This window comes from Burkholderia dolosa (genome assembly GCF_902499135.1).
In the GTDB taxonomy this organism is placed as follows: domain Bacteria; phylum Pseudomonadota; class Gammaproteobacteria; order Burkholderiales; family Burkholderiaceae; genus Burkholderia; species Burkholderia dolosa.
Genome location: NZ_CABVPR010000009.1, coordinates 68,363 through 86,128, shown reverse-complemented (window position 1 = coordinate 86,128; position 17,766 = coordinate 68,363). Strand labels below are relative to the sequence as shown.

At 67.5% G+C, this 17,766-nt stretch carries 18 protein-coding genes and 1 pseudogene; 10 read left to right on the top strand and 9 right to left on the bottom strand.

The features are described from left to right. Nucleotides 1–38: 38 nt before the first annotated feature. The 3 genes from eutC to eat all read right to left on the bottom strand — a co-directional run bounded on the left by eutC (nucleotide 39) and on the right by eat (nucleotide 3,758). Nucleotides 39–830: an ethanolamine ammonia-lyase subunit EutC gene (gene eutC, locus BUB20358_RS06635; protein ID WP_035971430.1), complete on the bottom strand. Its 792-nt coding sequence runs from the start codon at nucleotides 828–830 to the stop codon at nucleotides 39–41. Then, nucleotides 827–2,224 carry an ethanolamine ammonia-lyase subunit EutB gene (locus tag BUB20358_RS06630; protein ID WP_006762947.1) on the bottom strand — a complete coding sequence of 466 codons (1,398 nt, stop codon included), beginning with the start codon at nucleotides 2,222–2,224 and terminating at the stop codon, nucleotides 827–829. The genes eutC and BUB20358_RS06630 overlap by 4 nt, the downstream gene beginning before the upstream one ends. A 121-nt stretch (nucleotides 2,225–2,345) precedes the next feature. Continuing rightward, on the bottom strand, nucleotides 2,346–3,758 hold the full coding sequence (eat, locus tag BUB20358_RS06625) for an ethanolamine permease (protein WP_006762948.1): 1,413 nt from the start codon (nucleotides 3,756–3,758) through the stop codon (nucleotides 2,346–2,348). A gap of 300 nt (nucleotides 3,759–4,058) precedes the next feature. Here eat and BUB20358_RS06620 point away from each other — a divergent pair, with 300 nt between their 5' ends. Continuing rightward, complete coding sequence (locus BUB20358_RS06620) at nucleotides 4,059–4,937, top strand: AraC family transcriptional regulator (RefSeq protein WP_035971434.1); 879 nt, start codon at nucleotides 4,059–4,061, stop codon at nucleotides 4,935–4,937. A gap of 82 nt (nucleotides 4,938–5,019) precedes the next feature. Here BUB20358_RS06620 and BUB20358_RS06615 read toward each other — a convergent pair whose 3' ends face one another. Then, nucleotides 5,020–5,340: a zinc ribbon domain-containing protein gene (locus BUB20358_RS06615; RefSeq protein WP_035971435.1), complete on the bottom strand. Its 321-nt coding sequence runs from the start codon at nucleotides 5,338–5,340 to the stop codon at nucleotides 5,020–5,022. A gap of 10 nt (nucleotides 5,341–5,350) precedes the next feature. Further along, nucleotides 5,351–7,963: a heavy metal translocating P-type ATPase gene (locus BUB20358_RS06610; protein WP_035971436.1), complete on the bottom strand. Its 2,613-nt coding sequence runs from the start codon at nucleotides 7,961–7,963 to the stop codon at nucleotides 5,351–5,353. Nucleotides 7,964–8,044: 81 nt separating this feature from the next. On the opposite strand from BUB20358_RS06610, the gene cadR reads away from it, so the two are divergent. After that, the gene (cadR, locus tag BUB20358_RS06605; RefSeq protein WP_006762951.1) at nucleotides 8,045–8,476 is read left to right on the top strand and encodes a Cd(II)/Pb(II)-responsive transcriptional regulator; all 432 of its coding nucleotides are present in this window, start codon (nucleotides 8,045–8,047) and stop codon (nucleotides 8,474–8,476) included. A gap of 68 nt (nucleotides 8,477–8,544) precedes the next feature. Next, entirely contained in the window at nucleotides 8,545–9,120 is a 576-nt protein-coding gene (locus BUB20358_RS06600; RefSeq protein ID WP_006762952.1) for a PadR family transcriptional regulator, read from the top strand. A 51-nt stretch (nucleotides 9,121–9,171) separates the two neighbouring features. Here the strand turns inward: BUB20358_RS06600 and BUB20358_RS06595 are convergent, their stop codons facing one another. The 4 genes from BUB20358_RS06595 to BUB20358_RS06580 form a co-directional block, all read right to left on the bottom strand. Further along, a complete protein-coding gene (locus tag BUB20358_RS06595) occupies nucleotides 9,172–10,602 on the bottom strand; it encodes an FAD-binding oxidoreductase (protein ID WP_006762953.1) in 1,431 nt (476 codons plus the stop codon). A 16-nt stretch (nucleotides 10,603–10,618) separates the two neighbouring features. After that, entirely contained in the window at nucleotides 10,619–11,407 is a 789-nt protein-coding gene (locus tag BUB20358_RS06590; protein WP_006762954.1) for an ABC transporter substrate-binding protein, read from the bottom strand. Between the two features lie 72 nt (nucleotides 11,408–11,479). Then, nucleotides 11,480–12,634, bottom strand: coding sequence for a pyridoxal phosphate-dependent aminotransferase (locus tag BUB20358_RS06585; protein ID WP_006762955.1), 1,155 nt, complete (start codon nucleotides 12,632–12,634; stop codon nucleotides 11,480–11,482). A gap of 264 nt (nucleotides 12,635–12,898) precedes the next feature. After that, the gene (locus tag BUB20358_RS06580; protein ID WP_006762956.1) at nucleotides 12,899–13,567 is read right to left on the bottom strand and encodes a TetR/AcrR family transcriptional regulator; all 669 of its coding nucleotides are present in this window, start codon (nucleotides 13,565–13,567) and stop codon (nucleotides 12,899–12,901) included. Between the two features lie 117 nt (nucleotides 13,568–13,684). Between BUB20358_RS06580 and BUB20358_RS06575 the strand changes: the two genes are divergently transcribed. From BUB20358_RS06575 to BUB20358_RS06550, 7 genes and pseudogenes are all read left to right on the top strand, one after another. Beyond that, nucleotides 13,685–15,337 (top strand): acyl-CoA dehydrogenase family protein, encoded by a 1,653-nt coding sequence (locus BUB20358_RS06575; protein WP_006762957.1) that lies wholly within the window; start codon nucleotides 13,685–13,687, stop codon nucleotides 15,335–15,337. A 52-nt stretch (nucleotides 15,338–15,389) separates the two neighbouring features. Beyond that, nucleotides 15,390–15,767 (top strand): hypothetical protein, encoded by a 378-nt coding sequence (locus tag BUB20358_RS06570; protein WP_123806804.1) that lies wholly within the window; start codon nucleotides 15,390–15,392, stop codon nucleotides 15,765–15,767. Between the two features lie 193 nt (nucleotides 15,768–15,960). Further along, nucleotides 15,961–16,110: pseudogene (locus tag BUB20358_RS28275) on the top strand (RNase A-like domain-containing protein); the annotation flags it as partial. A 31-nt stretch (nucleotides 16,111–16,141) separates the two neighbouring features. Then, complete coding sequence (locus BUB20358_RS28270; protein WP_236694450.1) at nucleotides 16,142–16,354, top strand: RNase A-like domain-containing protein; 213 nt, start codon at nucleotides 16,142–16,144, stop codon at nucleotides 16,352–16,354. Continuing rightward, the gene (locus tag BUB20358_RS06560) at nucleotides 16,351–16,644 is read left to right on the top strand and encodes a contact-dependent growth inhibition system immunity protein (protein ID WP_035971440.1); all 294 of its coding nucleotides are present in this window, start codon (nucleotides 16,351–16,353) and stop codon (nucleotides 16,642–16,644) included. Before BUB20358_RS28270 ends, BUB20358_RS06560 begins: the two co-directional genes overlap by 4 nt. Nucleotides 16,645–17,037: 393 nt before the next feature. Next, nucleotides 17,038–17,355, top strand: a complete 318-nt coding sequence (locus BUB20358_RS28265; protein WP_223296920.1) for an RNase A-like domain-containing protein — start codon at nucleotides 17,038–17,040, stop codon at nucleotides 17,353–17,355. Nucleotides 17,356–17,442: 87 nt separating this feature from the next. Continuing rightward, nucleotides 17,443–17,733 carry a contact-dependent growth inhibition system immunity protein gene (locus tag BUB20358_RS06550; protein ID WP_094190503.1) on the top strand — a complete coding sequence of 97 codons (291 nt, stop codon included), beginning with the start codon at nucleotides 17,443–17,445 and terminating at the stop codon, nucleotides 17,731–17,733. The last annotated feature ends 33 nt before the right edge of the window (nucleotides 17,734–17,766 follow it).

Sequence of the window (17,766 nt, the reverse complement as noted above, 5' to 3'; positions counted from 1 at the left end):
ATTACGCACCACCGTTACGCACCGCCATTACGGCACCGTCACGCCGCGCCGATCCGCTCGGCCGGCGCGCCGGGCAGCAGCGCGTCGCTGTCGTCCTTCAGTCCGACGCCGGTCAGGCCGAGCCGGCACGCGTGCGTCATCAGGTAGTGCAGCTTGTGCGCGGCCGCGTCGTGCGGCAGCCCTTCGGGCCGCACGTTCGAGATGCAGTTGCGCTGCGCGTCGTGGCAGCCGACCTTCGGCGCCCACGTCAGGTAGACGCCGAGACTGTCCGGCGAACTGAGCCCCGGCCGCTCGCCGATCAGCATCGCGACGAGCTTCGCGCGCAGCAGTTCGCCGATCTCGTCGCCGAGCGCGACGCGCGCCTGCGTCGCGACGACCACCGGCCCGACGCGCCAGCCGTCCGCGTCGAGCCGCGGCCGCACCGCCCGCAGCAGCGGCAGCGCCTGCTTCGCGGCCGCGAACGCGGACAGCCCGTCGCCGACCACGAACACGACGTCCGGCGCGTCGTCGAGCGCGGCGCCGTAGCCGGCGAGCAGCGCGCGCCCGTCGTCGGACAGCTTGCGGCCGAGATCGGGCCGGCGCAGGTAATGCTGGCGATCGGGCGCGGCGCTCTGCACGCCGAGCGTCGCGAAGCCGGCCGCGTCGAGCTCGCGCCGCAGCGCGTCCGCGTCGAGCGGCTGGTGCACGGCGTCGCGCGCCTGCGCGTGCGACAGGTTGAACGCGAGCAGCGGCGCGGTCGGCACGCTGCTGCCCGCGCGGCCGAGCGCGATGCGCGCGTTCGTGAACGCCTTCAGCTGCGCCCACGGATTCTTTTCGACGGCATCGCTCATGCGGACAGCCCCATCCAGTCGTTCGCGCCGGCCAGCAGCGGCACGCGCGACGTCGCGGCGCGCAGCGCGCCGTGCGCGTCGGCGATCTCCATCGTCTCGAGCCACTCCTCGAACTCGGGTGCGCGGCGCAGGCCGAGCACGTCACGCACATACAGCTGATCGTGGAACGACGTGCTCTGGTAATTCAGCATCACGTCGTCCGCGCCCGGAATGCCCATGATGAAGTTGATGCCGGCCGCGCCGAGCAGCGTCAGCAGGTTGTCCATGTCGTCCTGATCGGCTTCCGCATGATTCGTGTAGCAGATGTCGCAGCCCATCGGCACGCCGAGCAGCTTTCCGCAGAAGTGATCCTCGAGCCCCGCGCGGATGATCTGCTTGCCGTCGTACAGGTATTCGGGCCCGATGAATCCGACGACCGTGTTCACGAGGAACGGGTCGAACTTGCGCGCGACCGCGTACGCGCGCACCTCGCAGGTCTGCTGGTCGACGCCGTGATGCGCGTTCGCCGACAGCGCGCTGCCCTGCCCGGTCTCGAAGTACATCACGTTGTTGCCGACCGTGCCGCGCTGCAGCGACAACGCAGCGTCGCGCGCCTCGGCGAGCAGCGCGAGCGAGATGCCGAAGCTCGCGTTCGCCTTCTCGGTGCCCGCGATCGACTGGAACACGAGATCGACCGGCGCGCCCTTGTCGATCGCCGCGATCGTGTTCGTCACGTGCGTGAGCACGCACGACTGCGTCGGCACGCGGTAGCGTTCGCGGAACGCGTCGATCATCGCGAGCAGCTTCGTGATCGCCGCGAGACTGTCGGTGGCCGGATTGATGCCGATCATCGCGTCGCCGCAGCCGTACATCAGTCCGTCCAGCATCGATGCGGCGATTCCCTTCACGTCGTCGGTCGGATGGTTCGGCTGCAGCCGCACCGACATCCGGCCCGGCAGTCCGACCGTGTTGCGAAAGCGCGTGACGACGCGGCGCTTTCTCGCGGCCGCGATCAGGTCCTGATTGCGCATCAGCTTCGACACCGCCGCGACCATCTCCGGCGTGAGGCCTGCGGCGATCCGCTCGAGCGCCGCGCCGTCGGCGGCCGGCGACAGCAGCCAGTTGCGGAAGTCGCCGACCGTCAGGTGCGAGATTTCCGCGAACGCGGCCGCATCGTGATCGTCGACGATCAGGCGCGTGACCTCGTCGTCCTCGTACGGGATCACCGCTTCGTTCAGGAACGCATTCAGCGGCACGCCCGCGAGCGCGATCTTCGCGGCGACGCGCTCCTCCTCGCTCGCCGCCGCGACGCCGGCGAGCTGGTCGCCGGAGCGCAGCGGGCTCGCCTTCGCGAGCAGCGTCTTCAGGTCCGCGAAACGGTACGTGCGCGGGCCGATCGTCTCCGTGTAGGACATCGTGCGTGTCTCCTTGCCAGTCGTGGCGGGTCGTCGCCCGCCGTTGCCGAAAAGCCGGCGGCGCGCCGCTGCAGCGGGCGCGCCGGATGCCGTCGCGAACGGCCGTTCGACCGCGTCGCCGTCATTCCTCCAGCAGCGCGTCGCCCGGCGCACTCGCGCGCTGCGCGCGCGTCGCGATGAAATACGCATAGCCGAGCGCGAGGAAGCCGATGAACACCATCGCGACGAGCCCGTTGAAGTACACCATCGTACCGAGACAGACGAGCGCCGCGACGATCGCGAACGCCGGGAACAACGGATACAGCGGCGCACGGAACGGGCGGGCCATCTGCGGATGCGAGCGGCGCAGCTTGAACAGCGCGGCCATGCTGACGATATACATCACGATCGCGCCGAACACCGACATCGTCACGATGTTCGCGGTCAGCGTCTGGCCGCCGAACTGGATCAGCTCGTCGCTGTAGATCGCCGCGATGCCGACCACGCCGCCCGCGAGAATCGCGCGGTAAGGCGTGCGAAAGCGCGGATGCACCTTCGCGAGCCATTCGGGCAGATAGCCTTCGCGCGCGAGCGCGAAGATCTGGCGCGAATAGCCGAGGATGATGCCGTGGAACGACGCGACGAGCCCGAACAGGCCGAGCCACACGAGCATGTGCATCCAGCCGCTGTTCGCGCCGACGATGTACTTCATCGCCTGCGGCAGCGGATCGTTGATGTTCGCGAGCTTCGTCCAGTCGCCCGCGCCGCCGGCGAACACCATCACGCCGATCGCGAGCGCGACGAGCGTCAGGATGCCGGCGACGTACGCGATCGGAATCGAGCGCTTCGGGTTCTTCGCTTCCTCGGCCGCCATCGCGACGCCTTCGATCGCGAGGAAGAACCAGATCGCGAACGGGATCGCGGCGAACATCCCGTGGAACGCGCCGACGCTGAAATGATCGGCGCCCGACCAGCCGCCCTTCATGAAGTTGCTCCACGTGAAGCCCGGCGACACGACGCCCATGAACACGAGCAGCTCGAAGATCGCGAGCAGCGTGACGACCAGCTCGAACGTCGCCGCGATCTGCACGCCGACGATGTTCAGCGCCATGAACACGAGATACGCGCCCATCGCCGCGTGCTTCGGTTCGAGCCCCGGAAACTGCACGTGCAGGTACGCGCCGATCGCAAGCGCGATCGCGGGCGGCGCGAACACGAACTCGACGAGCGTCGCCGCGCCGGCCAGATAGCCGCCGGTCGGACCGAACGCGCGGCGCGCATACGCGAACGGGCCGCCCGCGTGCGGAATCGACGTCGTGAGCTCGGTGAAGCTGAAGATGAACGTCGTGTACATCGCGGCGACGAACAGCGCTGTCACCACGAAGCCGAGCGTGCCCGCGCTCGCCCAGCCGTAGCTCCATCCGAAGTATTCGCCGGAAATCACGAGACCGACCGCGATGCCCCACAGCTGCCAGGTCCCGAGCGTCTGCTGCAGCGCGGGCTGCGCGGACGCGCTCACGCCGGCGCCGGGCCGGCCATTCGACTCTGCTTTCATCGGATTCTCCTGAACTGAACGGCGCCGTGCCTGTCGGCCTGCGCGACTGAGAATCGATGCTAGAGAGTCATTAATCGACGTGTTATCGAAATTCGGCAAAGGTGGCGGCTGACGTTTCGCTGACGGAAACGCTACGGAACCGTGCCGGCGGCGCGCGCAGCGGTTGCGATCGTCGCATTCCACAGGCCCACTTTGTCGAGAATTAAAAACGGGGCGCGCTTTGGCCGGCTACGCATCTCCGCAAGATTTGTCCATTCGCGCCGTGCTACCGTGACGGCGATTCATGACCGGGACGCACCGATGACCGCCGAAGCGAAAGCCGAAACGCCTGCGTGGGCGCGCTATGCGGAGCGCATTGCGCGCGTGCACGACTACATCGTCGAGCATCTCGACGACACGCTGGACCTGAACCGGCTCGCCGAGATCGCGTGCCTGTCGCCGTATCACTGGCAACGCGTCTATCGCGCGCTGTACGGCGAGTCGATCGTGCTGACGGTGAGGCGGATGCGGCTCGTGCGCGCGTCCGAAGATCTGGTGTGCACCGCGCTGCCGCTCGACGACGTCGCGCGGCGTGCCGGCTACGGCTCGACGCACGCGTTCGCGCGTGCGTTTCGGGATGCGTACCGCGTGTCGCCCGTGCAGCATCGGCGCACGGGCGTGCACCGCCCCATTTATCCGTTACGGAGAGGAGAGCAACACATGTTCGAGCATCAGGTCGACATCCGGCCGCTGCCGGAACTGCACGGCTACGCGGTCGCGCATACGGGCGCATATCTGAAGGTCGGCGACGCGTTCGCGCAGATCGGCGCGTGGGCAGGCCGGCACGGGCTGTTCGGCCCCGGCGCGAAGACGATCGGCATCTACTACGACGATCCGGACACGGTGCCCGAAGCGCAGCTGCGCGCAAAAGCGTGCGTCGTGCCGGCCGCGGGCGCACCGGACGTCGCGCCGCAGGCGCCCGTCGAGCGCGTGACGATACCGGGCGGCGAATACGCGGTGCTGCTGCACACCGGGCCTTACGCGGACCTGAAAGCCGCATATCAGTGGCTGTACGGCGACTGGCTTCGCCATTCGGGCCGCGAAGCCGCCGACGCGCCGCCGTTCGAGCTGTATCTGAACACGCCGATGGACACCGCGCCGGCCGACCTGCGCACCGAGATTCATCTACCGCTGCGCTGATCGTGCCGCCGGTGCCGGCTGCTTCGCGACGAAGCGGCGTCGCGCGTGCATCCGGGCCGGCCGACGCCGCGAGCGGCCCACATCACGTGCCGGCGCGCGTGCCGCACGTCAGGCAGAAGCGCGCATTCGCAACCAGCGCCGCATGGCAACGAGCACACGCGCGGGCGCGCTGCGACGCGCCGCACTGCGCGCAGAACCTCGCGCCCGCCGCGTTGAGCGCGCCGCAGCCTGCGCACGCGAGCCGACGCAACGGCACGTTGCCGCCGCTATCGCCGCCCGGCACGCGGGCATGCCCGCCGTGACGATCGCGATCGCGCGCATCGTGGCCGTCGTGATGCGCACCGTCGCGCTCGCCGCGATGCGTGTCGCCGTGGCCGCCCAGGATCCACTTCAGGAAACGCATATCCGGCGCCTCAACGCGCCGCCCGCACGCCGCCGAATGCGCGCGACGACGACAGCAGCCGCAAGCCGTTGCCGACGACGATCAGGCTCGCGCCGGCGTCCGCGAACACGGCCATCCACATCGTGCCGAGCCCCGCGACGGTGAGGCCGAGAAACACGATCTTCACACCGAGCGCAAAGCCGATGTTCTGCACGAGCACGCGATGCGTCGCGCGCGACAGTCGGACGAACGCGGGAATCTTGCGCAGGTCGTCGTCCATCAGCGCGACGTCGGCGGTCTCGATTGCCGTGTCGGTGCCCATCGCGCCCATCGCGAAGCCGATGTCCGCGCGCGCGAGTGCCGGCGCGTCGTTGATCCCGTCGCCGACCATTCCGACCGCGCCGTTGCCGCCCGCCGACAGTTCCTCGACCGCCGCGAGCTTGTCCTCCGGCAGCTGGTTGCCGCGCGCGTCGTCGATGCCGGCCTGGCCCGCGATCGCCTGCGCGGTATGCGGGTTGTCGCCCGTCAGCATCGCGGTGCGGATGCCGAGCGCATGCAGGTCGGCGATGGCCGCGCGACTCGTGTCCTTGATCGTGTCGGCGACGGCGAAGATGCCGAGCACGCGCGTGTCGTCGACCAGCATCACGACGCTCTTACCCTGCCGCTCGAGCACATCGAGCCTGGCTTCGAGCGCCGGCGAGCAGCGCTCGAGTTCTTCGACGAGCCGGTGATTGCCGAGCCAGTAGCGCGCGCCGTCGATCGTGCCGCGCACGCCGCGCCCGACGATCGCCTCGAAATCGCGCACGTCGGCGAGCGTCGCCGTCTGCGCGTCGCGCGCCGCCGCCGCGATCGCCTGCGATACCGGGTGATCGGAACGCGCGGCCAGGCTTGCGCCCAGTTGCCGCACGCGCGCCGCGTCGACGCCGGTCGCATGCAGTTCGAAATCGGTCTGCACCGGCTTGCCGTGCGTGATCGTGCCGGTCTTGTCGAGGGCGAGCCACGCGAGCTTGCGCCCTTCTTCCAGATAAACGCCGCCTTTCACCAGAATCCCGCGGCGCGCAGCCGCGGCGAGCCCCGACACGATCGTCACCGGCGTCGAGATCACCAACGCGCACGGACACGCGATCACCAGCAGCACGAGCGCGCGATAGATCCAGTCGTGCCATGTGCCGCCGGCGACGAGCGGCGGCACGACGGCGACCAGCAGCGCGATCGCGAACACGATCGGCGTGTACACGCGCGCGAAGCGGTCGACGAAGCGCTGCGTCGGCGCCTTCGCGCCCTGCGCCTCCTCGACCGCATGGATGATCCGCGCGAGCGTCGAGTTCGCGGCCACCGCGGTCACGCGGTATTCGAACGAGCCGGATTCGTTGATCGTGCCCGCGTAGACGGCATCGCCCGCGGTCTTCTCGACCGGCAGGCTCTCGCCGGTGATCGGCGCCTGGTTCACCGTCGAGCGGCCGGTCACGACTTCGCCGTCGAGGCCGATCCGTTCGCCGGGCTTCACGCGCACGAGCGCGCCGAGCGCGACCTGTGCGGCCTCGACCGTGCGCCACGATCCGTCCGCCTGCTTCACGGTCGCCGTATCGGGCGCGAGCCGCATCAGCCCCTGGATCGCATTGCGCGCGCGATCGAGCGACTTCGCCTCGATCAGTTCGGCGATCGTGAACAGCACCATCACCATTGCGGCTTCCGGCCACTGGCCGATCGCCATCGCGCCCGTGACCGCGATGCTCATCAGCGCGTTGATGTTCAGGTTGCCGTTGCGCAGTGCGATCCAGCCCTTCCGGTACGTCGTGAGCCCGCACGCGAGCACCGCACCGAGCGCGAGCAGCGCAGACAGCCAGACCGGCAGCGCCGCCCAGCTGACGGCTTCGGACGCGATCGCCGCGACGCCGGCGAGCGCGAGCGGCCACCACGGCTTCTTCGGCGTGTCGACGGCCTGCGGCGCCGGTGCGTCCGCCGATGCGGCCTCGGGCGTCATCCCGAGCGAGCGGATCGCGCGTTCGATCGCGGGCTGCGCGCCGCGCGCGTGCTCGACGGTCAGCATCCGCTGCATCAGGTTGAATTCGAGCGCCGACACCTCGCGCATCGCGCCGAGCTTCTTGCGGATCAGCGTTTCTTCGGTCGGACAGTCCATCTGCATGATCCGGAATGCGGAGCGTACGCCGCCCGATGCCGTGGTCTGCGCGACGGGCAGCGGCGCGAGCGTCGGCGCGGCCGGCGCGCAGCAGGCGCCGGCCGCGTGGTTGTGGTCGTGGTCGTGGTCGTGGTCGTGGTCGTGGTCGTGGTCGTGGTCGTGGTCGTGGCCAGCATCGTCGCGTGCGACGCGTTCGGGCGCGCATGCGGCACCGTGCGCGTGCCGATCGTCGTGCGTGTGCGTGCGATCGCGATCGCGATCGTCGTCGTGCCGGCCATCGGCGCGATGTGAGGACGCACAGCAGCCAGGTGCGCGATCGTCGCCGCGGCCGCCTGCGTGCGGCTGGATGCCGCACGCCGCCGCGCCGCCATGCGTGTGCTCCCCGGCCTGCGGCGCCGTGTCGGCCACGGCTGCCGCTTGCCCGCCGCGCGCATCCGCGCAGCAGGCATCGGCGCCGCCGGCGTGGCGGTGTCGCGGGTCGTGGGGACGCTGGGCGTCGGTCATGACAACCTCCTCGATGGCTTGACGGTGTACAGTTAACACCCTGAAGCCACTACAAGGTCAACCCTGACACAGGAGCACGCGATGAAGATCGGCGAACTGGCCAAGGCCGCCCGCTGCACGCCGGAAACGATCCGCTTCTACGAGAAGGAGGGTCTGATGCCGGACGCGGAGCGCACCGATTCGAACTACCGGAACTACACGGATGTGCACGTCGAACGGCTGCGCTTCATCCGCAACTGCCGTGCGCTCGACATGGCGCACGACGAAATCCGCGCGCTGCTGAAGCTGACCGACGCACCGGGCGACCGTTGCGATTCGATCAATGCGCTGCTCGACGAGCACATCGGCCACGTCGACGCGCGCCTCGCCGAACTCGCGCAGTTGCGCGACCAGCTCACGGAATTGCGCCGCCGATGCGTCGGCGAACATTCGGTCGAAGACTGCGGTATCGTCCACGGACTCGCGACGATGGAAACCGTCGCGCCCGCCGCAAAGCGCTCGCACCTCGGCTGAAACCCTTGTCGAATATGATGGTTTTATCGATACTAGTCATATACTGACTAGATTTTTCCGAACTATTCATGGCAACGACGAGCCGCCCTTCTCCGCTCGCGCTCGCGATCCTCGCGACGCTTACCGAAGCTCCGTTGCACCCGTACGGGATGCTGCAGCAGTTGAAGGCGCGCGGCTACGACGAGGTCGTCAACGTGCGCCAACGCACGAGCGTCTACCAGACGATCGAGCGGCTGTTGCGCGACGGCCTGATCGCGGTACACGACACCGAGCGCGACGGCGCGTTTCCGGAGCGCACCGTCTACGCGCTGACCGACGCCGGACACAAGGCCGGACAGGCGTGGCTGCATACGCTGCTCGCCGAGCCGGTGCGCGAGTTCCCGGCGTTCGGCGCCGGCCTCGCGTTTCTGCCGCTGCTCGACGCGGAAGATGCGCGGCAGCAGCTCGAACGCCGGATCGCGGCGCTCGAAGCCGAGCGCGAACGCGTCGAAGCGCTGCGGCAAGCCGCGCAGGCCGACCAGGTGCCGCGCCTGTTCCTGCTGCAGAACGAGCATGCGCTCGTGCTGCTCGACGCGGAGCTCGACTGGACGCGCAGCGTCGTCGAACATCTGAAAATCGGCGCGCTGTGCTGGGTCGACGCGTGACGCGCGACGCGTGCTAGCGGTCCCGCGTCATAGGACCGAAGCGCGCGTACGTCACAGCACCTTGCCCGGATTGAGAATGCCGGCCGGGTCGAGCGCCGCCTTCACGCGCCGCATCAAATCGATTTCCGCTTCGCTGCGCGTATGCGCGAGATACGCGCGCTTCAGCGCGCCGATTCCATGCTCGGCCGACACCGACCCGCCCATGTCGCGCACCGTTGCGTACACGCAGCGGTCGATCGCGTCTGCATCCGCGTCGCGCATGCCGGCGAGCGACACGCCGATATGCACGTTGCCGTCGCCGACGTGCCCGAAGAACACGCACACGATGTCGGGCCAGCTCGCGCGCAGCGCCGCTTCGCAGCGCTCGGCAAACGCGCCCAGTTCGCCGGTCGGCAGGCTCACGTCGTAGTTGATCAGATGCGGCAGCGCGTCGATCGCGAGCCCTTCGCGCAACGTCCACAGCTCGCGCGCCTGGCGTTCGGACGTCGCGAGCGCCGCATCGTCGACGACGCCCGCGTCGAACGCCGCCGCGAGCGCGGTTTCGAGCGCGTGGCGCGCATCGCCGCCCGGCGCGCTCGTCGCGCACTCGATCAGCACCGCGAAACCGCCGTCGCCCGCGAACGGCGCGACGACGTCCGGCGTATGGCGCGCCACGTATTCGTAGAACGACGGCCACATCGCTTCGAAGCTGACGATCTCCGGCAGCGCACGCATGCGGTTCCACAACGCGGCGACCGCGTCGTAGTCGCGCACACGGCACAGCGCGGTGGCCGGCGCGGCGAGCTTCGGATGCAGCCGCAGCACCGCGCGCGTGATCACGCCGAGCGTCCCTTCGCTGCCGATGAACAGCTGCTTCAGGTCGTAGCCGGCGTTGTTCTTCAGCATCCGGTTCATCGACGACACGATCGTACCGTCGGCGAGCACCGCCTCGAGCCCCAGCACCTGCTCGCGCATCATCCCGTAGCGGATCGCGCGCGTGCCGCCCGCGTTGGTCGCGAGCATCCCGCCGATCTGGCACGAACCGCGCGCGCCGAGATCGACGCCGAACGTGAAACCCGCTGCATCGGCCGCGTCCTGCACGGCCTGCAGCGGCGTGCCCGCGCGCACGGTGATCGTCCCCGCGGCGCGATCGAGCGCTTCGATGCCCGCCAAACGCTCCATCGACAGCACGACCTCGCCGCCCAGCGCGACCGCCCCGCGCGCGAGCCCGGTCAGCCCGCCCTGCGGGACGACCGGCTGGCCGAGCCGCGTGCACAGCGCGAGCGTGCGCGATACGTCGTCGACGCTCGCCGGCCGCACGAGCGCGCGCGGCCGCACGCCGGCCGGCTCGTTGTACGCGGTGAAGTAGCGCGGCTCGATCGCGGCTGAGCGTGTGACGAGCGCATCGCCGAGCGCCGCGACGAGCGCGTCTTCGAGCGCATCGTCTGCGGGCGCCGCCGCGCGCGGCGCGCCGGGTGCGGCGTTCCCGTCGCCGTTCTGCATCGTGCGCACGCGCCGCTTACTTCGCCGAAATGTCGATGTCGCCGAAGTACTTCCGGCCGAGCGACTTCACGGTGCCGTCCGCCTTCAGCTTGTCGATCGCCGCATCGAGCTTCGCCTTCAGCGCATCGTCGCCCTTGCGCAGCCCGAACGCGATGCCGCTGCCGAGGATCCGGTCGTCGCGCACCGGCTGGCCGACGAACGAGAAGCCCTTGCCGTCCGGACGCGACAGGAAGCCGCGCTGGCCGGCCGGTGCGAGCACGAGCGTCGCGTCGAGGCGGCCGGCCACCAGATCGGCGTACGCCTGGTTCTGGTCCTGATACGCGACGACCGACACGCCGGCCGGCTCCCAGTGCGCCTTCGCGTAGGTTTCCTGGATCGACGCCTGCAGCACGCCGACGCGCTTGCCCTTCAGCGACTCCGGCGTCGGCAGCAGGCCACTGCCGGTGCGCGCGATCAGCTGCGTCGGCACGCGGTAGATGATCGTCGTGAAGTCGATCGCCTGGCGGCGCTGCTCGGTCGCGTTCATCGCCGAATTGATCGCGTCGAACTTGCGGCCCTGCAGCGCCGGGATCAGCCCGTCGAACGACGTCTCGAGCCATTTGCACGTGAGCTTCGCGGTCTGGCACACCGCGTTGCCGACGTCGATGTCGAAGCCCTGCAGTTCGCCGTTCGGCGCCTTCGATTCGAACGGCGGATATTGCGCCTCGAGGCCGAAGCGCAGCGTCTGCGCGTCGGCGAGCGCGGCGCCCGAGCCGAGCACGCATGCGAGTAAGAACGCAAGTTTCAAGGACGGCGTGTAGTTCATCGTGATCTCCTGGGTGGGGTCGAAGCGACGTCCGCGTCGCCCGATTCGGTACGGTACGGGCCGCGCCCGCGATTACAGCGAACGCAATCGACGCGCGCCTTCGATCAGCGTGTCGTCGTCTTTCGAGAAGCTGAGCCGGATCACGCCCGCGTCGGTGCCGTCGGTATAGAACGCCGACAGCGGAATCGTCGCGACGCGCGCGTCGCGGATCAGGCGCAGCACGAAATCGCTGTCGCGCTCGTCCGAGAAGTGCCGAAAGCGCGCGAGCATGAAGAACGACCCTTCGCTCGGCAGCAGCTCGAACCGCGAACCGGCCAGCTCGCGTACGAGCAGGTCGCGCTTGGCCTGATAGAACGCCGACAGCCCGAGATAGCTGTCCGGCTGCGCGAGCATCTGCGCGAACGCGATCTGCATCGGCGTGTCGGCCGAGAACACCATGAACTGGTGCACCTTGCGGATCTCGTCCATCAGGTCGGCCGGCGCCATGCAATAGCCGACCCGCCAGCCGGTCACGTGGAACGACTTGCCGAACGACGACACGATCACGCTGCGCTCGGCGAGTTCGCGATGCCGCGCCATGCTCTGATGCTGCGCCCCGTCGAACACCACGTGCTCGTACACCTCGTCGGACAGCACCACGATGTCCGTGCCGCGCGTGAGCTGCGCGAGCCGCGCGAGATCGTCCGGCGAGAACACCGTCGCGGTCGGGTTGTGCGGCGTATTGACGATGATCATCCGCGTGCGCGGCGTGATCGCGGCGGCAACTGCGTCCCAGTCGACGCGGAAATGTTCGGGCGACAGCTTGATCGCCACCGGCGTTGCGCCCTGCATCCGCACGATCGGTGCGTAGCTGTCGAACGACGGCTCGAAATAGATCACGTCGTCGCCCGGATGCACGAGCGCGCTGATCGCCGCGTACAGCCCTTCGCTCGCGCTCGCGATCACCGTGATCTCGGTCGCCGGGTCGTAGCGCGCGCCGTACAGCGCTTCGGTCTTCTCCGCGAGCCGCTCGCGCAGCGCCGCGACGCCGGCCATCGGCGCGTACTGGTTGTGCCCGTCGCGCATCGCACGCGCGACGCCTTCGACGAGCGCCGGATCCGGCGCGAAATTCGGCGCGCCCTGCGACAGGTTCAACGCATCGTGCTGCGCGGCGAGCTGGCCGATTACCGTGAAGATCGTCGTCCCGACGTCGGGCAGTTTCGAACGGGGCGCGGTCGCGCTTCGCATGGGTCTTCCTCCTGATGTCCTGCCGGCCGGGCCGCGCAACGCGCGCGGCGGCCCTTGGCATGCCGGTCGATTTAGCCCGAGCCAATATCCGCGGACAACCGAAAGTTCGTCATGGCGGCCATGCATTTTTCTCATGGCATGCCGCGCACGGCGTTCAGCGGGAAGGCCGGATAGCCGGCCCACCATGCGAATCAGGCATTTCCGTATGAAATGACGCGCCACACCGAACGACGTATCGATCGCCGACGCACCGGCGGCTGCCCGTCACCGGTCGCCCGCGGCCAGATAGGCGCGCAGCACCGCATGCAGCTCGGTGCGCAACGCGCCGACGTCGAGCGCGGGCCCGAGCGTCAGCAACGCCTGCGACACGCCGCCGTAGCAGACCGCATGCGCCATCCGCGCGAGCGCATCGAGCCGGGCGGCCGGCGGCGGATCGGCCGCGTGTGCGAGCGCGTCGCGCCACAGCGCGACATACGCGTCGTAATGCCGGCGGTACGCGGCAAGCGGCGACACCTGCCGCTCGAGCGCGAAGAGCGCGCTCCACAGCGCGGCATCGGCGCCGACCGTATCGACCTGCAGGTCGACGAGCGCAGCGGCGAGTTCGGCGCGCGGCGCGCCGCGCAGCGCGTGCGCGGCATCGCGCAGACGGTCGGCCAGCGCCTGCACGCGCCGATGAATGCACAGCGCCGCGAGACTCTGCTTGTCGCCGAAGTATTCGTAGAACGTGCCGATGCTCACGCCGGCAAGCCCGGCGATCTCGCGAATCGTCGCTTTCGCATAGCCGCGTTCGAGCAAAAGCTGAACGAACGCCTGCTGCAGCGCGTCCGAACTCGCGTGCGCGCGCGACTGGCGCGGCCGGCGGCGCAATGCGGGAGCGGGCTGCGCCGCCGGCTGGCCGGGCGGCGCCGGAACCTGAACATGTCGCGGCGGCATATTTGCTACTCTGAAATCCGGCAGAAACGCATTCGACAGAAGCCCCGATTACGTGCGACGTGCGCGCCGCGCTGCACGAGCCGACCGACTGCCGAAGCACGAGACCGGAGACGCTCGATGACCGAACCGACCCACGTCGTCACGAACCAGTTCGACGAACTGGTCGACTATAACCTCTTCGCGACCGACGTCGCGCTGCGCGAAGCGCTCGCGCGCGCGGGCGCCGACTGGGCAGCGCCGCAGCTCGACGCGTACGGCGCCCGGCTCGGCAGCGCCGACACCGCGCGGCTTGCCGATGAAGCGAACCGCCATCCACCCGAACTGAACGCATTCGACCGGCGCGGACGCCGCATCGACCGCGTCGACTTCCATCCCGCGTGGCACACGCTGCTCGGCCTGTACCGCAACGAAGGTCTCGTGTCGCTCGCGTTCCGCGATACGCGTCGCGGCCGCTGGGCCGCGACCGCGGCCGGTTTCTATCTGCACGGGCAGATCGAGGCCGGCACGCTGTGTCCGGCGACGATGACGCAGGCCGCGATCCCCGTGCTGCAGAAGGAACCGGCGCTGTGGGAAGCGCTGCGCGACAAGCTGTACAGCGACGACTACGATGCGCGCGACGTGCCGATCGCCGACAAGCGGTCGACCTGGTTCGGGATGGGAATGACCGAGAAACAGGGCGGCTCCGACGTGCGCGCGAACACGACGCTCGCGACGCCGGTCGGCGCGGGCGGCCGCGGCGGCGAATACCGGCTGCGCGGCCACAAGTGGTTCTTCTCCGCGCCGATGTGCGACGCGCACCTCGTCGTCGCGCGCACCGAAGCAGGCGGCCCGTCATGCTTCTACGTGCCGCGCTGGCGGCCGGACGGCACGAAGAACGCGGTCGAGATCCAGCGCCTGAAGAACAAGGTCGGCAACCGCAGCAACTCGAGCAGCGAGATCGAGCTGAACGATGCGTGGGGCATCATGCTCGGCGACGAAGGTCGCGGGATCCCGACCATCATCGAGATGGCGACCTACACGCGGCTCAACTGCGTGCTCGGCAGCGCGGCGATGCTGCGTCAGGGCGTCGTGCAGGCGATCGCGTACACGCGGCAGCGCCACGCGTTCGGCCGCGCGCTCGCCGAGCAGCCGCTGATGCGCACGGTGCTCGCCGATCTCGCGCTCGAAAGCGAAGCCGCGCTTGCGCTCGCGATGCGCGTGGCCGACGCGTTCGAGCGCGACGACTCGCCGCGCGAGCGCGCCTGGAAGCGGATCGTCACGCCGGCCGCAAAGTTCTGGGTGTGCAAGCGCGCGGTCGAGCTGACCGGCGAGGTGATGGAAGTGTTCGGCGGCAACGGCTACGTCGACGACGGCCCGATCGCGCGGCTGTTCCGCGAAGCGCCGGTCAACTCGATCTGGGAGGGCTCGGGCAACGTGATGTGTCTCGACGTGCTGCGCGCGGTGTCGCGCGAGCCCGATTCGGCCGCCGCGCTGTTCGACGAATTGACCGAGCTCGGCGCCGGCGAGCCACGGATTCGCGCGGCGCTCGACGCGTTGCGCGCGATGCTTGCCGTGCCGGCCGACACGCTGGAGGCGGCCGCGCGGCTGTTCGCTCAGCGGCTCGCGCTGGTTGCGCAGGCGTGTCTGCTGCGGCGCGATGCGCCGGCGGCGGTGTCGGATGCGTTCATCGCGACGCGGCTCGCCGAATCGTCGTGGGGGCGAATTGCGGGCGGCTTCGATCCGCAGACGATCGACGTCGGCGCGTTGCTCGAACGGGCCTATCCGCGTTGACGGTCGGCCCGAGCGGTGAATTCCATCGGCCGTGATCCACGCATATCGACGTGTGCTGTTGCCGAGCACGCCGTCGCGGCCCGAATCTCGAAAATTGCTGTTTGTCCAGCGGGTCAGCATCATGCTTCGATTTCATAGCCGCGGGACAGGAATGGTGCGATACGACGACAAGGCCGACGTGCCGGAAGGCGTGGAAGCGGTCCGCATCGTGCTGAGCGAAGCGCAACTGCGCGCGATTCTGGAAGGCAGGACGATCAGCCGACGACAGATGCTCGTCGATCGGCTGCTTCGCGTGCCGCGCAAAGTGGCCCGCGCATTCCGCGCGATGCGCGTGTCGCGTATTACGGACGGGCAAATCGAACTGATGCCGGAAGATGAGCGGAGCGCCGATTCGGCGCGTCGCCGGCGTTCGAGCGGCAAGCGCGAGTGATCGAACGACGTGGCGCGCACGCCGGCAGCGCCGGCGTCCATGTCGCCGTTATTTACCGTTTGTGATGTTTCGATCCACCCGAAAGCCATATCGGCTCGTGGATTCGCTCCGTCCTCGCAAATCCCAAAAAATATCCGTTCAATCAGCGCATTAGCATCGTTTCTTTCATTTTTATTTCAAGCTGAGAGAAACGATGCGCGAGGACCACGACGGTGAAGTTCCGATCGTACTGAGTGCGGCCCAGTTGGCTGCGGTACTGAAGCGCCAGACGATCAGTCCGGGCGAGATGTTGAGCAACCGCTTATGGGGCGGCCTGCAGGTCGTGGGCGGCGTGCTCAATCTTGGTTAACGCCGAGTCGGCCATTTCAAGCGTCATGCAGAAAAATAGCGCCAGGATCGTCGCATGGACGCAATCTGCGTCAAAGACCCCTCTCGTTCTCAATGAAGGCGTCGGACGAAACGTCGGTTATGGACTCAGCAGGAACAACCAGATCGTCAGAGAGTTAAGCCGTGTTCAGGTTGTCGTGAAGCTACAGCCATACAATGGAATGCCGTTCTATATCGCCACATCGTACTTGACCAAATGAAAATCAACACACAGGAATATCCTCGACTTTTCAACCTTCTGGGGTCTTACCTCGGACAGGACTCGGATCTATGGGGAAATAATTTCGATGAAATCATTACGCTCTATAAAAACGAAAGCACAGAAGAAGAGGTGCTCGAGTTGCTGCACGAACTGAATTTACTTCAGGAGCGCCTTGGCCCCGCTCTGGACGACGAGTTTTTGAAATCATATGGACACGATTTCAATCCGACACTCTGGGGGTTCACCACTGCATCCTTCTTCGATGCGCTGAGGAAAAATCTGCAATAGCGGTGCTCAAATCCAGCGCGCGGTGGGAACCCGTGCTCGCAATGCTTGCCGCGTCGGCCGGCACGGTCGAGACGCCTGCGGCCGATCGCCTATGCCTTGTGATTATCGCAAGTGGGCATCTCGGCTACGGCTGATGTTTTTGCGGAAGATAGCTTCGAAGAAATCGTCGCATTGTAGAAGCGAGAGGTTGAGCAACGCGTTATGGGGCGCCCCGCAGTCGCGGGCGGCGCGCCCTGGATGGCGGGGCCCGCGACGTTGTGCATCGCGCCGGAGCCGACCGGTCTCACGAAACTCGGTTGTATCGCGTTCGGCGCACACGGCGCCGACACCGCGGCTGCCGGGCTGTATTAGATCTGGACCGGGCGACAGACGAGCGCACTGCTGCAGCTCGGCGTGAGCAAACTGGTCGATGCGACGAAAGCGCCGCCGACGGCGGCAAACCCTAGATTGGGCGGACATACGATTGCGAAACATGTGGGAAAGAGCGGCACCGACCTGATGGCCAGGCTTCGGGCAGAACCGGATCTCCGGCTGGTCTCGTCATTTACGAACATAGCCGAAGCCGAGTGGGCGATTTCCAAAGTGATGCAAATAAATGCGTTCAGAATCGAGGCGTGGGCCAATTCCGATACTGCAATGCGCGCCGTACTAAATGAAAATGTCGGGCGCAGCGTCGGATACGGGGATAAGCTCGACAAAAGGGTATATTGACAAGCTCTCGTACGTTCAGGTCGTTCTAGTGCGACGCAGCTACAACGGCATGCCTTTTTACATTCTCACTTCGTACTTGACAAGATAATGGACTATCACGATTTTCCACATCTCTTGGCTATCGCAAGCGGATATCTGGGCCAGGACTGGCGTTCATGGGGGGACAGCTTTGAAGGCGTCGTTGCGTTGTACAAAAGCGAAACGACGCAGGAAGAGCGAGCCGAACTGCTGAAAGAAATTGACTTGTTCGAAAAAAAATACGCGACCAATCTGGATGATGAATTTATTGACCGGTATGGTCATGATTTCGATCCGTCATTACGCGGATTTACGACAGCTTCTTTTTTTGAGGCGCTTCGTCAATTACTGAAGACATAGCCGCGCTGGCATATCGCGTACCCTGCATACACG